Source organism: Fenollaria massiliensis (genome assembly GCF_023347705.1).
Lineage (GTDB): Bacteria > Bacillota > Clostridia > Tissierellales > Peptoniphilaceae > Fenollaria > Fenollaria massiliensis.
In genome coordinates, this window is the sequence record NZ_CP096649.1 from 1,415,262 (window position 1) to 1,433,206 (window position 17,945).

Here is a 17,945-nt window from a genome sequence, read left to right on the forward strand (position 1 = left end):
CTCCTAGATCTCTATATAGTCTTGAATATTTAATTTTTTCTTTATATCAAGCGTCCTTAGACTCTTGATATAAGTTTCTTGGCCCTTTGTCGTGTAGATATTAAAATCCCCTTTTTCAAGTCCACTCGTATCAAAGCTCTCAGCCAAGAGCTTCGCAGGCCTTATAAATTCTACTTCGGGCATTAAATCTTTAAAAATGCTGTCTATGAACTCATAGTGAGTGCAGCCCAAAATTAAGTTTTTGTAGCCGCCTTCATCAATAAGCCTCTTGTAATCAAGAAGTTCTTCTTCAATGATGTCCCTGTTATCATCAAAGTTCTCGATAAGAGCTGCAAGCGATGCGCTCGCCATCTCTAAAAGCTCATCGGTCCCTATCGCTTTGAGCCTTTTCTCGTACTCTTTTGAGGCAATGGTGAATTTTGTCGCAAGTATAGCCGCTTTACTTAGACGGAGCCTTTTTACTTCGTCTATGGCTGGAGTAACTATATTATATAGCTTAATTTTATGAGTGTAGCCAGTATTTAAGATGGCACTACTCATGGTATTACAAGCGACAAGACAGTCAGTTACGCCTTTTTTATATAAGAAGTCCAAAATATTTCCCATACAGGAAAGAATTTCTTCACGGCTCATATTGCCATAAGGCACTCTGATATTGTCCCCAAAATAATTTATTCCAATTTCATTATCAAGTTTAAGAAGCTCACGAACAACCGATAAGCCCCCTATACCTGAGTCAATAACTGCTAATTTTTTCATATTACATGTCGACACGATTGTCGATCGCCTTTCTGATAGTTTCTGCATCGTAGTAGCTTAGGTCAGCGCCCATAGGCACACCAGTACCTATCCTAGTCACTTTAACGCTCTTGTCTGGGATGTTCTCTTTGATGTAATTTGCTGTCACAGCGCCCGCAACGTCTGGGTCAGTCGCTATGATTACTTCTTTCACGCTGCCGTCAATCCTTTGGAATAGCTCAGTCATGTTAATCTCGTCTGGTCCTATGCCCTCAAGCATGTTGATGGTGCCGCCTAAAACGTGATAAAGGCCGTTGTAGCCGCCTTCTTTGTCAAGGCGCATAACATTTTCCTCTTTTTCTACTACTAAGATGGTAGAGTGATCTCTTTCATCGTCAGAGCAGATGCCGCAAACGTCTGCTTCGCTATAGTTACAGCAGATTTTGCATCTGTGAATATTTTCAAGAGTCTCCTCGATATCCTTCGCTAGACTCATAGCCTTGTCCTTATTATTCAAAAGATAATAAGCGAACTTTATCGATGACTTCGAGCCAAATTGCGGAAAAGATTCTAAATTTTTAACTAGCTTATCTAGTCTATCCATTATAGTCCTGGAATACCTAAGCCGCCAGTTAATTTGCCCATCTCAGTGTTCATAAGGTCTTCAGCCTTTGCGATAGCCTCATTCACTGCGACCATGATTAGGTCTTCAAGCATTTCAACGTCGTCTTTGTCAACTACTTCTGGATCTATAGTGATGGCTGTGATCTCTTTTTTGCCAGTGATATCAACCTTTACCATGCCCTTATCTACTGATAATGTAGTAGCCTCAATCTCTTCTTGCTTTTTTTGCATATTTTCTTGTGCTTTTTTAAGCTGCTTCATCATGTTATTCATGTTGCCGCCCATTTGTGGGAATCCTCTTTTCATAATTACCTCCTACTTAATTATAAGCTTGCCGCCCAAAAATTCTTTAAGGTCCTCTCTAAGTTTGAGAGTTTTTTTCTCTTGGTCGGAGCTTTCAATTTTAATATCGATTATATCGTTAAAATATTTGTTTATAGTTTTTAATATAGCTTCCTTGTTCATGTTGACAAGAGCTACACTTGTGTCAAGAGCTATGTCACGAGACTTTTTAAGTACTAGTACACCGGAAACTGTTTTTGAATATTCAAAATCTGTGAAAATGCTTTTAAGTACTTTCATCTCATCATCATTCAAAAATTTTTCATAAAGTGCTTTGTTTTTTTCAAAATCTTCTTCTGGTGCTTCATCTTCATCTAGGTCAATAGTTTTTTCTTCATTTTCATCTGGGATTATGTTTTTAGTAGCTTCAGTCTCATGAGTTTCCTCTTCGTCTTGTGTCTCTTCGTCAAAATATGTTTCAATTTCTGATTTCTCCGTCTCAGTGAATTGTGTTTTTTCTCTGTGCTCTGTATGATTTTCTGATTCTGTCTTGTGTTTTGTTTTTATTTCTTTTTTGGATTCTTCTTCTGTTTCTGTGAAATAAAATCCTTCATCTTCATAGTCCACCATGACCATCTCAAGGCTTGCTAAGTCATCAAAGGCATCGTCTTGTGTATCTTGAACTGTTTTTGACGAAGTGGCTTCTCCATCACCATTAACTTGATTATTATTAACAGGATGTGCTAAATCACTAACTGTGACACTCCTATCGAAGTTCATCTTCATAACGTCGCTATCAAGGCTCATGACCTTAAGACCCGCCATCTCAACAAAAATTCTCTTTTCTTTGACAAATTTCATCCTCTCAAGATAATCCATGTAGATGTCGATCGCGTTTATGATGTCCATAAGCTTTATGTCAAAGCTGAAATTATATTTGTGGGTTTTATTAACTTTGTCGTATAAAATCTCTCTAAGTGCCTTAATTATGCCATCTATAATCATCGCTTCGTCCTTGCCATCAAGGAAGAGCTTATCTAAACTCAAGTAATATTTTTCGAGATTGCGTGTGAATATCGCCTCTACTATGCCAGTTGAGTAGGATTCATCAAGTAGTCCCAAGGCTTTCAAGACGCTATCTTTAGTAAGTGTGTCTGAGTAGCTGATGGTGCTCTCAAGCATGGATAAGGCGTCTCTCATCGAGCCAGCGCCTGCTCTAGCAACGATTTGAACTGCATCGTCCTCATATTTTTTGCCAATGATGTCAAGAACGCGAGATAAATTTTTTGCGATGAGATCCTCGTCTATCCTTTTAAAATCAAAGCGCTGAACACGTGAGATGATTGTTTTAGGTATCCTCTCTGGCTCTGTCGTCGCAAGTATGAATATCAGATGCTTTGGCGGCTCCTCAAGTATTTTAAGAAGTGCATTGAAGGCGCCCTTCGATAGCATGTGAACCTCGTCTATGATGTAGACCTTGTATTTTAGCTTAGTTGGTAGATATATCGCCTTATCGCGAAGCTCACGAATATTGTCGACGGAGTTATTTGATGCAGCGTCTAGCTCTATGATGTCGACTGCCTTGCCACCAAGCGCCTCAAGACAGTTCTCGCACTCATTACAAGGCTCGGCATCATGTGGATTAAGGCAATTTATTGCTCTCGCAAAAACTTTCGCAAGAGAAGTTTTGCCTGTTCCGCGCGTGCCAGTAAATAGGTAGGCGTGAGATAGTCTACTTAGTAGTATTTGATTTTTAAGTATGGTTGTGATGTGATCTTGACCGATGATTTCGTTAAAAGTCTTGGGTCTAAATCTTCTGTATAAAGCTTCGCTCATCCCTTGCCTCCTTTAAACTATAATTATAAATATTATATCACAAAAATAAAAAAAAATAAAGACGTGAATGGTCTTTAAAAGCTATTAAAGCATAAAGGTAATTATAAAAGGGCTCTCATCTGAAAGCCCTTAATAATTATTTAATATATTTTTTCAATGCTCTTTCATATTTTTCGTAGAAACCATGAGCGCCAACGCCAATAAATGTTTCGAGAATATTGCCCTCGCTATCAAAGATAAAAACTGTTGGAAAGGCTTTGATCTTAAAATTAAAATACTTCTCAGCCGCTTGACTAGGACATAGATTGGCATATTTGGCATAAGCTTGGTTTAATAAGTCCTTTGCCGTAGTTATATTTTCTTCTCTAGTCTTCTTGTCATAATCACTTGATGTGCTAGTAAGAGGCTCAATGTTATGAATAACACCAAGGAAGCCAGCTTTGCCATTATAATCGTTTGCAAGCTTTGTTAAGTCAGGAAGTTCTTTTTTGCATTGTGCGTACTCAGTCGACCAAACGTTGACTAAAGTGTATTCGTGCTCGGCTAATATGTCAGCTATATTATATTTTTTGCCGTCAAAGTCTTCTAGCTCAAAATCAAGTAAGCAAGGCATTTTAACTTTATCTGATGTAATTGCTACAATTTTTGTAGGCGCGTCATAGCCAACGCTAAAACCAAGTAATTTAGCTAAATCTCTTAGTTCGATGTAATTTGTATCGATAATAAAAGCAGATTTAAGTTTTCTCTCTTTACCATTAAAAAGTATATCCATATCTTTCATAGTTGCCCAAAGCTTTTTTTGTGATGAATAGATCTTGGTATTTGATAAATCTTCGTACGGTTTATTAGTTTCAATCATAACAAGATTTTTTTCTTTGTCATAGTCAACTTGGAATTGTGCCTTAGTTCCTTTAAGTGCAGCGGCTGCATCACGTAGCTTTAAATAATTTTTCCCTTTTATGATATAAGCTCTAATATCACGCGCTTCGCCGTTAACCGTAAACTTTTGAGAACTTTCCATAGACCTTTCTTCGCTCACAGCCATTGACATAGGCATAAATGTCACTAGCATAAGAACTACTAATAATAACGAAATTTTCTTCTTCATTTTCTCCTCCTTAATTTATCATGCTAATAAAGTATATTGCTTATAAAGATATTATATCACTTAGGATAAATTTTGGCAAGAAAAATGGCTCTCATACGAAAGCCATTAATAATCATTTAAATTGTATTCATAATTATATGGTCCATATTTTTGCTCAAAACTAAGTTTAAATATAGCACCATCCCACTTCACTTCATATATGCCAGCGTCCATGATATAGCCTTGATCGCCTGTGTAGAAATAGTCCTTAATCTTGCGAAGGAAGAATACGTTCTCTCTTTTATACATATTAAGTGTCGTGCTAAATAAAAAGTTATATTCGCTTACTACGGCTATGTTTTTGCCATCATCCGAAATAAATTCGTAGTAAGTATCAGCGCCAAGGCCAATCATAAGTCCTGCAAATGCTGTGAATAACACAATTACCGCAATTATTAATGAGATGATTACTCTGGGAATAATTTTTTTACGTGCATCTAAAATAAGTGATAGAGTATAAATTATCCAAATTGCAGCTAGCAAGAATAGCCCGAAGCAAAGCCCTCGAAGTGTTATGTGTATAAACACTAAGTTTACTGAAAAAATTAGTCCAGTGAGCTTAGTTACGAGATAGATTAGTCCAGTAACTACTAAGTATATCAGGCTCAGAATTAATTTCCTTTTTATATCTTTAGTCTTAAATTTTTCCTTGAAAATATTTTGTATGCTGTCCATCTTAGTCTAGAACTTCTACTTCATAAGCTGAATCGATGGTAATTAGTGCACTTGATGTTAGCTCTGTATTGTGCGCAGTACCATCAAAGTAGACTGTGACTTTTTTGCCTTCAATTTCTTTTGCATCAATTGGCTCTCTGTCCTTTTGAACGACTACATTATCAAGCTTTACTAAGAATGGATTTGGATACTCGGTATTTTTGCCGAAAACATATTTAAACTCTTTAGGCACCTCTATATCTTTTATTCTAAGCATAGTAGCAGCCTTTGCACTTTCGTCATATACTACTTCCTCTACAGTTCCTGTGAAATTTGCGACATATTTCTTAGTCTCGTCCCAAATGTCACCAGTGGAGAACAAAAGATATTTTCCTTCATAATAAACAGTTAAAAAGCCATCACCAGCGTATTGGTACTCGCACTTGTCAAAGTTTGACTCGCCGTCGTTCTTTGGAAACTCACTTGTAGGAACGACTTTTTCAATCTTTCCGTCCATGGTTCCGCAAGTGACTAGATTATTTAGACAGCCAGTATCCTTGTATAATTTGCCGTCCACCATAACAGCAGGGATTAGAGCTCCTTCGTCAGTATGATCTGGCTCGTCGATTTCATTTGTTTGATTTGTTTCATTTGCATCACTTTTTTCATTTGGTGCATCATTTTGCTTTTGACAAGCAAATGCACTCATCACTATTAGCAAAGACATTAGTATAAGTAAAAACTTTTTCATAGTATCACTTCCTTATCTATAGTATATCACAATAAAGCGCATTGTAAATGGATTTTGATTAATTGTTACTATTTTGTAAGAAATAAAATATATTAACTCGAAGAATTTCGGTGGGTTTCCACCTTTTTTCTTCGTCTATCTATACCCATAAAAAAAGTATGCACCAAAAGGTACATACTTTAGTAATTATTTTTCTAAGATCAAAACGCCTGAGCAAAAACTTATTTTTTTGAAAATTGCATTTGGGAAATCTTTCTTGATGCTCTCGTAAACAATGTAATGCTCGTCATCATCCCAATAATCCTTCGACTTTTCTCTGCAAGATTCCAATGATTTTTTATCTAAAAAGCTTACGTCGCCAATGAAAATTTTGCCGTCATCGTTTAATAAACTGATTAGTCTCATTAAAAAATCTTTTTTCTCGGCATCAACTATATGATGAATTGAATATGTTGCGAGTATCGCGTCATATTTTTCATTCAAAATATTCTTGTCTAAGGCTTTTGCGAAATCGCCTTCATATAATTTTGCCTTTGGCATTTTTTGAAGTGCTATATCGAGCATATTCTTTGAAAAATCTTGACCGTGTATTTCAAGACCATCATCATAAAGTTTTTTTGAAAGTATCGCCGTACCAAAACCTATGTCAAGAACTTTTTTTGCCTTCATTTTTCTAACGGCATCATAGATGTATGCAAGAACACCTTTATATCCAGCGAAGGGATATTCGTCCTCACTCTCGGAGATTTCAACTGTTTTGTCGTAATCCTCGGCCCATAAATCAAATCCAAATTTGTCTAGCATAAGTCCTCCTTATATTTCTTTTTTATAATTATAGCATAGTTTTAATCATAAGTCGAAGAATTTCGGTGGGTTTCCACCTTTTTTCTTCGTGTGCATGTCAATTTCGGTCTATTAAATGCGTATATATGTTTTAAATGGCATAAGTATGTCTCTTATGTGTAAAATAAATAATTTATAAGTTTTCTACGAAGTGGCCCATCCATTCTAAAGGCATAAAAAAAGTATGCACCAAAGGGTACATACTTTAATAAATATCTTAGTCTTCTAATGCTGCATCGATCTTTGCTTTGTCGTAGCCAAGTATCTTTTCATCACCAATAATTACAACTGGAACGCCTGTGAAGCCCATCTTCATCATTTCCATCCTAGCTTCTTTGTCCTCTGCAATATTCTTTTCTGTGTATTTTAATCCTTTGCTGTCTAGGTAATCCTTTACCATGTGGCAGAATGAACAAGTTGTACTTGTATAAACTGTAATATCTTTCATTATTATCCCTCCTAAATTTTTGTCATTAGATATATACCCACGGCTAATAATTTCTAAACAAAAAGAGCAGAAATTAATCTGCTCTTTCATATATTTCTATTATTTAGAAATTATTGTTCCAGTTTTTCCTTCGATACCTTCGCCTGCTTTTTCAAGTGATGTGATTAAGCTAACTCTACCTGGTTTTGACTCTGCAAACATGATTGCTGCTTCAACTTTTGGAAGCATGGATCCTTTTGCGAAGTGACCTTCTTCTGAGTACTTTTTCATCTCATCTACTGTTACTTTGTCAAGCTCTTCTTGATTTTCTTTACCGAAGTTTATGGCAACTTTTTCAACTGCTGTTAATATGATTAATTGATCTGCATCAACTATCTCAGCAAGTTTTTCTGAAGCGAAGTCTTTGTCGATAACAGCTGCTACTCCTTCGTAGCCTTCGCCGTTTGTAACAACTGGGATTCCGCCGCCGCCAACTGTGATTACAACGTCTCCAGCTTCAATTAAGTGACTGATAACATCCTTTTCTATAACATCGATTGGCTTTGGTGAAGCTATAACTTTTCTGTAGCCTCTACCTGCGTCTTCAACGTATGTGTCGCCTGTTGCGGCCATAAGCTTTTCTGCTTCTTCTTTTGTATAGAATAGGCCGATTGGCTTAGTTGGATTTTGGAATGCTTTGTCATCTTTATCTACTAAAACTTGTGTAATAACTGTTGCTACGTTCTTTTTGATGCCTCTTTTCTTTAGTTCTGCCTTGATGGCATTTTGTAAGTGGTATCCGATGTAGCCTTGGCTCATCGCGCCGCATTCAGCAAATGGCATATCGCCTTTGAATGCGTTATTGATAAGTCCTACTTGAGGACCGTTGCCATGAGCTATGGTAACTTTATTACCTTGTTCGATTAAGTCGACGATTGGTTTTGCTGTCTTCTTAACTAATTCTTTTTGTTCTGCACAAGTTTTTCCTAGAGCGTTGCCTCCTAATGCAACTACTACCTTCATTCTATAGTTTTCCTATAGTAGCAACCATAACTGCTTTTATAGTGTGCATTCTGTTTTCAGCTTCGTCAAATACTCTTGAGTACTTGCTTCTGAATACTTCGTCAGTAACTTCCATTTCTTTTAAGCCGTATTTTTCACCAATTTCAGCACCGATCTTAGTGTTAAGGTCGTGGAAGCTTGGTAAGCAGTGTAAGAAGATAACGTGTTCATTGCCTGTAGCTTTGATCATCTTCATATCTACTTGATATGGTTTTAGAAGTTTAATTCTTTCTTCGAATTTGTCTTCTTCGCCCATTGATACCCAAACGTCTGTATAGATAACGTCTGCGCCTTTAACTGCTTTCTTAACGTCTTCTTCGAATTCGATAGTTGCGCCTGTTACTTTGGAAACTTCTTCCATTTCCTTAACAAGTTCTTTTGATGGCCATAATTCCTTTGGAGCAAGTGCTACAAAGTGCATACCCATCTTAGCTGCGCCTATCATTAGGGAGTTACCCATGTTATTTCTAGCGTCGCCTACGTAAACGAATTTAACTTCGTTAAATGGCTTTGGAACATATTCTTTAACTGTCATGAAGTCAGCTAAGATTTGTGTTGGATGGTAAAGGTCTGTTAAACCGTTCCAAACTGGTACTCCTGCGTGTTTAGCAAGTGTATCAACTGTTTCTTGTTTAAATCCTCTAAATTCGATACCATCGTAGAATCTACCTAATACTTTTGCAGTATCTTCGATTGATTCTTTTTTACCCATTTGTGAGTCTTGTGAGCCTAAGAATGTAACTTGGCCACCTTCGTCCATACAAGCAACTTCGAATGAACATCTTGTTCTTGTACTTGTTTTTTCAAATAAAAGTACGATGTTCTTTCTATCTAGTAAATCACCTTTAATACCTGCTCTCTTCTTAGCTTTTAAGTCGCTAGCTAGGTTTAATAGGTAGTGGATTTCATCTGGTGTAAAATCTTTTAGTGTGATGAAATTTCTGCCGTGTAAATTAACTGCCATTCTTTAATAACCTCCGTATTTTAGAATTTTTTAATTATTTAACATCTTCTCTGTAAAGTGGCATAGACATACATCTTGGGCCGCCTCTACCTCTTGAAAGTTCATATGATGGCATTCTGTGTAATTTGATTCCTTCTTTTTCAAGTAAATCGTTAGTTACTACGTTTCTGTCATATACTACAACTTCGCCTGGGGCGATAGCTAATGTGTTTGATCCGTCGTTCCATTGTTCTCTTTGAGCGTCAATTCCTAGTCCGCCGCCGCATCTGATTAGATCAACTGCATCTAAGCCTAGGTAGTGAGCTAAAATCTTATCTAGTGAGTCCTTTTCTTCAGTTATAACGATCTTGTCGCCGTCTTTAACCATTGAGTAAACTACTAGAGGTCCTTCAACTTCTGGATGGATAGTGAATTTATCCTTATCGATCATTGTAAATACTGTGTCAAGGTGCATGAATGCGTGTGATTGAGGGATGTTAATTGCAAGAACTGTCTTAAATTCGCCAGCGTTCAAAACGTTTTCAGCTAATTTTTGAAGTGCTGCTGCTTCAGTTCTTTGAGAGATACCTACTGCTAATACATCTTTAGTAAGAATAAGTTGGTCTCCACCTTCTGTATGGAAAGTATCTGTTCTGTCATACCATCTAGGTACGTCTACTCCCTTAAACATTTCGTGATGGTCATAGATATATTTACCAAATAATGTTTCTCTTCTTCTAACATTTGACCACATCTTATTGATTGCAACACCGTGACCGATGTTTGCGAATGGGTCTCTTGTGAAGTAAGCGTTTGGCATTGGTACTGTTAAGAAATATCTGTCAGCATCTGAGAAATCAGCAAGTGTTTCTTTGCTTCTCTTAGTAAGCTCAGTCATTCTTGTACCAGCTATCATCTTCATAACCATGTCTTTATCAGTCTTTTGTTGTAACAAGATATCCTTCATGATGTATCTTTCATTAGGTGTGTGTAGGTCAGCTTCGTCTAAGAATTCCTCGATTAAGCTTTCCTTTAGATTTTTGTCCTTAATTACGTCAGCAACTAAGTCTTCTAGATAGTAAACTTCGCAGCCACTTTCTTTTAAAAGGTTTGCAAAGAAATCATGTTCTCTTAGTGCTTGATCTAAATAAGGTACTTCGTCGAAAAGTAGTTCTTGCATTGTATCTGGTGATACGTTGTTAATTTCTTCACCAGGTCTGTGAAGGATTACTTTTCTAAGTTTACCAATTTCTGAATAAACTCTAACTCCTTTTTCCATAAAATCACTCCTTTTGTAATATTAGTTTACATATCTATTCTAACACAACTGTATTAATTTTACAAGAGATATTTACATAATTTATCTTTTAATTGTACTAAACCGATATAGGAGTTATATTATGATGAGTAATATCAATACACATATAATATGGAAGGATTTTTTAATAAATCTTTTGTTACTATTTTGTATATATTATTTGGTCCATTTCACTTGTAAATGATTTTTTTATATTGTATAATCTTTTTGTAAAACGAAATATTCATTTAAATTATGGAGGGAAAGAAATGAAGAATTTAAAAAAATTATTATTACTACTAATGATGACAAGTTTATTCTTATTTAGTTGTAACAAGTCATCTGGAGGAGATCACGTTGTTGATCAAAGTGAGATCAAATCAACTGAACAAGACATGGATAAAGGTACTATCGCCATCAAGACTAGTGGCGTTAAATATACTCTAAACCCAGAAGTTTGGGGAAAACCATTCGAAAATATTCACGTTTATAACGAGCTTCTTGAAAAAAGAGATCACGCTGGCGACATATACGGCGGAGTTAAATCAAGCTTTGCTAGTACTGAACAAGCTAACGCTTATGCAAAATTACTTATGGACCAATCTTTAAGCGAAGACAAGAAAAAGGAAGAGCTTGACAAGGTTATCAATGAATTTTCTAAGATTTGGGCTGTAAATGTTATAGCTGATGACAAAATGCCAAAGGATGATGAAGGCTTAAAGGCTTTAACTGGTTTTGACAATAACGAAAAATTAGCAAGTGTTGATGGATACAACTTTGTATGGTCATACATGAACAAGGCTGAAGGACTTACTGGCGAAGATCAAGACATTTATGATAAATTATACGAAGATCTTGAAAATGTTAAAAAATCTATAAAAGTAGCTAAACCACTTAGCATTGACGGTAGCCAAGAAGGTACTAGCTCAAAATTTGATTTTGATTCAGAAGATATTTATGGTAAAAAATTTGTTGCAAAAGACTTTTTAGCTGAACATGAGTATACTATAGTAAATGTTTGGGGAACTTTCTGCGGACCATGCAAGAAAGAAATGCCAGACCTTGCTAAGGTTTATGAAGAATACAAGGACAAAATTGGTTTCTTAGGAATCGTTTCTGATATAAGTCCAGCAAGTGATAATATGAATGACGCTTTAAAACAAAACCGTGAAGATATAATCGCTCTTGCAAAGAGAATCGTTGAAAGCAAAGGATGTGCTTATCCAAATCTTGTTCCAACACAAAAGATGAACGATAAATTCCTAGCAGCTGTAACAGGCTATCCAACTACATTTGTTCTTGACAAAGAAGGTAACATCGTTGGCTCACCTATCATCGGTGCTCAAAGCTACGAAGGATTTAAAGAACTTTGTGAACAATACGTTCCGAAAGAAATGAAATAAAATGAAGAAAAAGAAAGTAACACAATATGTATTTCTAGCCATGGCTATAGCTTTCTTATTCATAGGATACAAAAGACTTGATTATTTGACAGTACTTAAAAAAGCTGCCAATATCTGTTTTGAATGCATAGGACTGGGTTAAAATTATGAAGATAGTTAAAAAATCAAAAAGATGGATCTCGCAAGTATTATTTTTCTTTGCGTCAAACCCCATCTTACCAAATTATTTAAAAGGCAAAATATATCAAGGCAATTTAAAACAATTTTGTGTGCCAACACTTAACTGCTACTCTTGCCCAGCTGCACTTGGAGCCTGCCCTATAGGCTCCTTGCAAGCATGTATCGGCTCACCTGCACACGCTATAGCTTTTTATGTACTAGGATTTTTATTCTTGTTCGGCATACTTTTAGGTAGATTCATCTGCGGCTTCCTTTGCCCATTTGGACTAATTCAAGACCTTTTATACAAGATCAAGACAAAGAAGCTTGTGATAAAACCAAGTATTGCTAAATACTTAAGCTACATAAAATATGTGGTGCTAGCAGTTTTTGTAATAGGCATGCCACTACTACTTAAAGATGATTTTGGTTCAAGTAATCCATACTTTTGTAAACTTATCTGCCCACAAGGTATTTTAGAAGGAGGTCTTCCACTAATCGCTAAAAATGCAGATTTAAGACAAATGCTTGGAGCACTTTTCTTCTCAAAATTAACTATTTTGATAGTAGTTGTCTTAGTAAGTATATTCTCATACAGAGTATTCTGCCGCTTCATCTGCCCACTAGGCGCTATCTATGGTCTTTTTAATAAAATCAGTTTTTATAACTTCTCCATCGATTCATCATGTATACACTGTAAAAAATGCGAGAAAGTTTGTAAATTTGGCATAAAGACATACGAGAATCCAAATTCGCCAGAGTGCATCAGATGTAATGACTGCGTAAGACATTGCCCAGTAAATGCAATCAAGGTACATCACTTATTTGGTCAAGTTGGCTGCGCATCTTGCCCTAAAAAAGAAAATTTGACAAAGTAATTAAATTATTATATAATTTATGTACTGATATTTCAAATATCTTTAAGGAGGAGAAGATGAACGATACAATTCGTGATATAGAGCTTTTCTTAAGAAGAGCAGACTTTGCTGTAAGGGTAGAAGGAAGAAAGGTTTTGTCAAGCTTAGGCGTTACACCGCCACAGTTTACCGCACTTCAATTTATAGTGAAATATAAAGACAACCCGATCAGCATAGGTGATTTAAGTAGATCCATGGGCCTAGCATTTTCAACTGTAACAGACCTTATCGATAGGATGGAAAAACTTGGTTTTGTTGAAAGAAAAAAAGACGAAAAAGATAAAAGAGTTATACGTATCTCGCCTCTTGAAAAAGGCGTACACATTTTAGACGAAGTGGTTGACCACAGGGTTAACTTCGTTAATAGCGTTATCGAGGGTCACTACACAGACGAGGAGAAAAAACACGTTCGTGATGAGCTTAAAAAATTATCCGAATTGCTTAAAGAAAATAAAGACATATTAGAAAAGAAAAATTAATATGTATATCAAGAGTCATCCACATGGATGGCTCTTTTTTAATGGGATAAGCTTGAAAATTGATTATAAAAATTTATTTATTATGAAAAAGTTATAAAAATAGTTTTGTTAAAATATTTATTTCGAAAAAATAATTATTATGGCAAAAATATTGTCATAACGAGTCCATAATCATGACGCAAAAAAAGATCCCGATAATAATCGGGATCCTATAAACATATATTAAATTAGATTGAGCAAGGACTATAACCGCAGTCTTGGCACTCTCTGCATCCGCCTGAGTGATTCATCTTGCCGCCGCACATTGGGCAAACATCAGGGTTTTCTGCAAGTGCGTTCTTTGCAAGCGCATCGATCTCGCCTTGAAGCTCGTCTATCTTTTCTTTAGTAGACTTTTTATTATTCGAGATCAATATGCCAGCTCTTTGGCAGCCATCTCTATAGATAGTTACGCCCTTAAGGCCTTTTTCCCAAGCAAACATGTAAAGCTCTTCGACTTGTTCAACTGTAAACTCATTTGGAACGTTGCATGTTGAAGATATTGACGCGTCGATAAACTCTTGCCAAGCGGATTGAACAAGTATTCTGTCCTTGTAATCAAGGTCTTTACTTGTTATGATAAAGTCCGGCAAATCTTCTTCGTCTCTAATGCCGTGAGCATCCATGTATTCACGAACTATCTCTGTATAAACTTTGTAGTAAGTGTCTTCGTTGTTTAAACTTTCAGTTTTTCTTGTGTATGAGATTTGGAAAATTGGCTCAACGCCGTTGGAGCAGCCAAGTAGTGTTGAGATTGAGCCTGTTGGCGCCATTGTTAATAATTGTGAGTTTCTTACACCATGTTCCTTAATTAATTCAATTACGTCTGGATCGGCGTTCTTTTGAAGGAATTTTGATGCCAAAAATTCTTTTTCTCTATACATTGGGAATGGGCCGTCTTTCTTAGCAAGCATAGCTGACTCTCTAAGTGCTTCATTTATCATAACTCTACCAATCTTCTTGATTAGGTCGATGGACTCGTCTGAGCCGTATCTTATGCCTAATTTTATAAACATATCAGCGACACCCATTAGTCCCAAACCGATTTGCCTTAAATTTTTAGCTACTTCCCTTTGCTCCTTAAGTGGATGAAGCTCTGCGTTTTCGTCAAGAACTCCATTTAGGAATCTTACGCCATGTTTAACGGCTACTTTAAAATCTTCAAAATCAAAATAAGCATCTTCCTTGAATGGATATTTAACAAAATTTGAGATGTTTATTGAAGATAGGTTACAGCTACCAAAGGCTGGCAGTGGCTCTTCTGCACATGGATTTACGCCTGCAAACTCAAAATCGTCGAACTCGCTCATTAAATGCCACGAATCAATTCTATCTTTAAATAAAATACCTGGCTCTGCGTCGTTCCAGTTATTGTAGGCTAGCTTTTCAAATAATTCTTTGGCTCTAACCTTTTTGTGTATCTCTTGACCATTGGCTTCAACAGTGAAGTGTAGGTCATATTCTGTATCGTTTTTAACCGCTTTCATAAACTCGTCATCAACATTTACAGAGATGTTTGCGTAAGTCACCTTGTCAAGGTCATTCTTCACGTTGATGAACTCTTCTATATCTGGGTGAGATGAGTCCATGTTTAGCATAAGTGCTCCACGTCTGCCGCGCATGCCTATAAGACCAGTAACTAAGCTGAATAAGTCCATAAATGAAACGGATCCAGTCGTAGTAAGCGCCGCGTTATTGACTCTTGCTCCCTTTGGACGAAGCTTTGATATGTTTACACCGCAGCCACCGCCATAACTATAAGTTCTAGCAAGATATTTTGCTGTATCAAAGATAGATTCGATACTGTCTTCGACCTTTGGCATTACATAACAGTTAGATAAAGTGATCTTTCTACCAAGCTTGTCAAGACCGCGTCCTGCAAGTATCCTGCCCGCTGGCATAAACTTTTTATCCTTGATAGCTTTTTTAATGTATTCATTGCCTCCACTAACTCTAGTAAGAAAATCGTTGAAAGATTCGCCATCGTAGCGATATTTCTTGTCATAGATGTCCCTTTGTAGAGCAGTCATGTCCCAGCCCTTCTCTCTAAGCTTAGTTCTTTCTTGTCTGTAAAGAATGTATTTCTTCGCAACTTCTGGTCTATACTTCATCAGAGAGAATTCAACTAAGTCTTGTATATCCTCTATATCAACAAGTTCCTTGTTCTTTAACTCTTCAAAAACTTCACACGCGATTTTTTGAGAAACCTCTTCGTCAATCCCCTTATCAGTTTCTTTCATCGCCTTTTCAATGGCAATTTTAATCTTGTCTTGCTCAAAATCGACCACATTGCCATTACGCTTTTCTACCTTTAACATAAGTCCTCCTATCTATATATTGTGTTTAAAAATTTCCTACATACACATTATAGTATAAGCGAGACGATTTTTCAAGATAATAATTGTTAAATTATCGACATAAATATATAAATAGTTTAGGTTTATGTAATGGCCGCGCCTTTAAAAATTGTGTTTAGAAAAATTAATACTAAAGTCTTATTTTTATTATTTTAGCGTAATAATGGATTTCTACTTCCCAAAGTAGAAAATTTTTAGAGTTTGGGAAATATGATTGCGAAAAGCTGCTTAAATGCTTGATTGTAGAATAAAAAAGAACCTAGTATTAACTAAGTTCTACAACTATAATCACTCTAACGAGTTCAAGGGCTTAAACTCAAAACGCTAATGTTCTCAGAAGCCCTTCTGAGCCTTGCTTTGTACTTGCACAATACAAATTTCGCAGATAAAGCGAGATGATTGGACGAAGTGGACTGACGAATCAAGCGGAGCGTACACGAAGTACGTGAGCATTGATGAGGAAGGAATGAGTTCAAGGGCTCGCTTTAGCGCGAAATTAAACTTCGTCACCAGCTAGCCATCTAGCTAAATCATATATTTTAACCCCTTCCATAAGCGTCATCGGATGCTTTGTGTTTGATATAATTAGTTTAGGGTAGGCATCTCTAATCGAAAGAAGTGGCTCTAACTCTCTCTTCATAGTTTTTTCAGTACTTATATCATCTGATACTTGTATATATATCTTCTCACTCGCCTTCATCGCAACAAAATCTACTTCTTTTTCATAAAGTTTTCCGACGTAAACTTCGTAGCCTCTTCTATATAACTCAAGTGCAACCATGTTCTCATATATCCTGCCATAATCCATATTTTTTGTGCCAAGTATAGCGGATCTAAAACCATGGTCAACTAAATAATATTTTTCTATAGTCGCTAGATACGACTTACCCTGTATATCGTACCTATTCATCTTGTAAAACAAGAAAGATTCACACATATATGATACATAATCGGCTATGGTCTTGTGATTAACAGGCTCTTTGTCGCTTTTCAAAGTGTCAGCAATTTTCCTTAAGGAAGTAAGATTTGCAATATTTGAAAGCATAAAATCCCCAAGCTTTTTTAGTAGCACCTTGTCTCTGATATCGTGCCTTTGAACTAGGTCTCTCATAATGCTTGTCTCATAAACACTCTTTAAATAAGCCTTTCTGTCCTCGTCATTAGTATAGACGTATGAGCCTGCCATGCCGCCCATGTCAATGTATGCCCCAAAAGCCTTGTCAATATCATCGTATTCAAAATATTCCATAAACTCTTTAAATGAGAATGGAAATACCTCTACTCCAATGAATCTACCCGTGAATAATGTAGCTAGATCACTACTTAGCAAAAATGCGTTTGATCCCGTTAGGTAGATGTCAAAAAGTTTTTGCGAGTGAAGACTGTTAATAGTTTTCTCAAAATGTTTACATAATTGCACTTCATCTATGAAAAGATAATTATTTTTAGCCTCTTGATAATGACCTACGATGTAGCGATTAAGCTCTTTGTAGTCAAGTAAATCTTCATTTTCTAATAACTGAAGGTCAATATAGATAATGTTCGCATTTTTATCATTTTCTTCAAGATACTTTATATAGTTTTTAAGAAGCTCAGACTTGCCAGAACGTCTCATACCTGTAATAATTTTTATGTCTGGCGTATTTTTAAGTCCTATGAGTCTGTCTAAGTACTTTTCTCTTTTAATAATTTTCATAATCTCACCTGCTAAGTTAATCATAGCACATCTACTTTCCAAAGTCAAATATTTTTAGAGTTTGGGAAATAGGATTGAGGAAAGCTGCTTAAATACTTAGTTGTTTATATAGCAAAAAAATATATTTCGTGTAAGTATTAATATCTTTACAAAATAAAAATAGTTATAAGATCTATTCATTAAAATTTTCAGAGCAAATGTGATGATTGCACGATGTGGACTGACGAGCTTAAACAGTTATTATTGCAATGTAAATAAACACCGCAAGAATTTTGCAAAGAAATCAAGATG

General features: G+C 36.0%; 18 protein-coding genes. 4 read left to right on the plus strand and 14 right to left on the minus strand.

Features of this window, described 5'->3' with window-relative positions; genetic code table 11:
- Nucleotides 1-3 precede the first annotated feature (3 nt).
- The 12 genes from M1R53_RS06805 to arcA form a co-directional block, all read right to left on the minus strand.
- Nucleotides 4-759 carry a glutamate racemase gene (locus M1R53_RS06805; RefSeq protein ID WP_249242484.1) on the minus strand — a complete coding sequence of 252 codons (756 nt, stop codon included), beginning with the start codon at nucleotides 757-759 and terminating at the stop codon, nucleotides 4-6.
- A 1-nt stretch (nucleotide 760) separates the two neighbouring features.
- Nucleotides 761-1,342, minus strand: coding sequence for a recombination mediator RecR (recR, locus tag M1R53_RS06810; protein ID WP_249242485.1), 582 nt, complete (start codon nucleotides 1,340-1,342; stop codon nucleotides 761-763).
- Nucleotides 1,342-1,671: a YbaB/EbfC family nucleoid-associated protein gene (locus M1R53_RS06815; RefSeq protein WP_026880709.1), complete on the minus strand. Its 330-nt coding sequence runs from the start codon at nucleotides 1,669-1,671 to the stop codon at nucleotides 1,342-1,344. The genes recR and M1R53_RS06815 overlap by 1 nt, the downstream gene beginning before the upstream one ends.
- Nucleotides 1,672-1,677: 6 nt before the next feature.
- Nucleotides 1,678-3,480: a DNA polymerase III subunit gamma/tau gene (dnaX, locus tag M1R53_RS06820; RefSeq protein WP_249242486.1), complete on the minus strand. Its 1,803-nt coding sequence runs from the start codon at nucleotides 3,478-3,480 to the stop codon at nucleotides 1,678-1,680.
- A 136-nt stretch (nucleotides 3,481-3,616) separates the two neighbouring features.
- Nucleotides 3,617-4,588 carry a redoxin domain-containing protein gene (locus tag M1R53_RS06825; RefSeq protein ID WP_249242487.1) on the minus strand — a complete coding sequence of 324 codons (972 nt, stop codon included), beginning with the start codon at nucleotides 4,586-4,588 and terminating at the stop codon, nucleotides 3,617-3,619.
- Between the two features lie 105 nt (nucleotides 4,589-4,693).
- Nucleotides 4,694-5,302 carry a hypothetical protein gene (locus tag M1R53_RS06830; RefSeq protein ID WP_249242488.1) on the minus strand — a complete coding sequence of 203 codons (609 nt, stop codon included), beginning with the start codon at nucleotides 5,300-5,302 and terminating at the stop codon, nucleotides 4,694-4,696.
- A gap of 1 nt (nucleotide 5,303) precedes the next feature.
- Nucleotides 5,304-6,032, minus strand: a complete 729-nt coding sequence (locus M1R53_RS06835) for a hypothetical protein (RefSeq protein ID WP_249242489.1) — start codon at nucleotides 6,030-6,032, stop codon at nucleotides 5,304-5,306.
- A gap of 186 nt (nucleotides 6,033-6,218) precedes the next feature.
- Nucleotides 6,219-6,836, minus strand: a complete 618-nt coding sequence (locus M1R53_RS06840; protein ID WP_249242490.1) for a class I SAM-dependent DNA methyltransferase — start codon at nucleotides 6,834-6,836, stop codon at nucleotides 6,219-6,221.
- A gap of 256 nt (nucleotides 6,837-7,092) precedes the next feature.
- On the minus strand, nucleotides 7,093-7,323 hold the full coding sequence (locus tag M1R53_RS06845; RefSeq protein ID WP_019214860.1) for a glutaredoxin family protein: 231 nt from the start codon (nucleotides 7,321-7,323) through the stop codon (nucleotides 7,093-7,095).
- A 99-nt stretch (nucleotides 7,324-7,422) separates the two neighbouring features.
- A complete protein-coding gene (arcC, locus tag M1R53_RS06850) occupies nucleotides 7,423-8,325 on the minus strand; it encodes a carbamate kinase (RefSeq protein WP_249242491.1) in 903 nt (300 codons plus the stop codon).
- 1 nt (nucleotide 8,326) lies between these two features.
- Complete coding sequence (gene argF / locus M1R53_RS06855; protein ID WP_215491850.1) at nucleotides 8,327-9,328, minus strand: ornithine carbamoyltransferase; 1,002 nt, start codon at nucleotides 9,326-9,328, stop codon at nucleotides 8,327-8,329.
- A gap of 34 nt (nucleotides 9,329-9,362) precedes the next feature.
- Nucleotides 9,363-10,586, minus strand: coding sequence for an arginine deiminase (arcA, locus tag M1R53_RS06860; protein WP_070600065.1), 1,224 nt, complete (start codon nucleotides 10,584-10,586; stop codon nucleotides 9,363-9,365).
- A gap of 287 nt (nucleotides 10,587-10,873) precedes the next feature.
- Between arcA and M1R53_RS06865 the strand changes: the two genes are divergently transcribed.
- The 4 genes from M1R53_RS06865 to M1R53_RS06880 are packed head-to-tail and all read left to right on the plus strand — an operon-like array spanning nucleotide 10,874 to nucleotide 13,562.
- Nucleotides 10,874-12,007, plus strand: a complete 1,134-nt coding sequence (locus M1R53_RS06865; RefSeq protein ID WP_249242492.1) for a TlpA family protein disulfide reductase — start codon at nucleotides 10,874-10,876, stop codon at nucleotides 12,005-12,007.
- 1 nt (nucleotide 12,008) lies between these two features.
- Nucleotides 12,009-12,149, plus strand: a complete 141-nt coding sequence (locus tag M1R53_RS06870; RefSeq protein WP_249242493.1) for a CD1871A family CXXC motif-containing protein — start codon at nucleotides 12,009-12,011, stop codon at nucleotides 12,147-12,149.
- A 4-nt stretch (nucleotides 12,150-12,153) separates the two neighbouring features.
- Nucleotides 12,154-13,044: a 4Fe-4S binding protein gene (locus M1R53_RS06875; RefSeq protein WP_249242494.1), complete on the plus strand. Its 891-nt coding sequence runs from the start codon at nucleotides 12,154-12,156 to the stop codon at nucleotides 13,042-13,044.
- A gap of 56 nt (nucleotides 13,045-13,100) precedes the next feature.
- Nucleotides 13,101-13,562, plus strand: a complete 462-nt coding sequence (locus M1R53_RS06880; protein ID WP_249242495.1) for a MarR family winged helix-turn-helix transcriptional regulator — start codon at nucleotides 13,101-13,103, stop codon at nucleotides 13,560-13,562.
- A gap of 227 nt (nucleotides 13,563-13,789) precedes the next feature.
- On the opposite strand, the gene M1R53_RS06885 is transcribed toward M1R53_RS06880, so the two are convergent.
- Nucleotides 13,790-15,919, minus strand: coding sequence for an adenosylcobalamin-dependent ribonucleoside-diphosphate reductase (locus tag M1R53_RS06885; protein WP_249242496.1), 2,130 nt, complete (start codon nucleotides 15,917-15,919; stop codon nucleotides 13,790-13,792).
- A 535-nt stretch (nucleotides 15,920-16,454) separates the two neighbouring features.
- The gene (locus M1R53_RS06890; protein ID WP_249242497.1) at nucleotides 16,455-17,654 is read right to left on the minus strand and encodes an ATP-binding protein; all 1,200 of its coding nucleotides are present in this window, start codon (nucleotides 17,652-17,654) and stop codon (nucleotides 16,455-16,457) included.
- Nucleotides 17,655-17,945 lie beyond the last annotated feature (291 nt).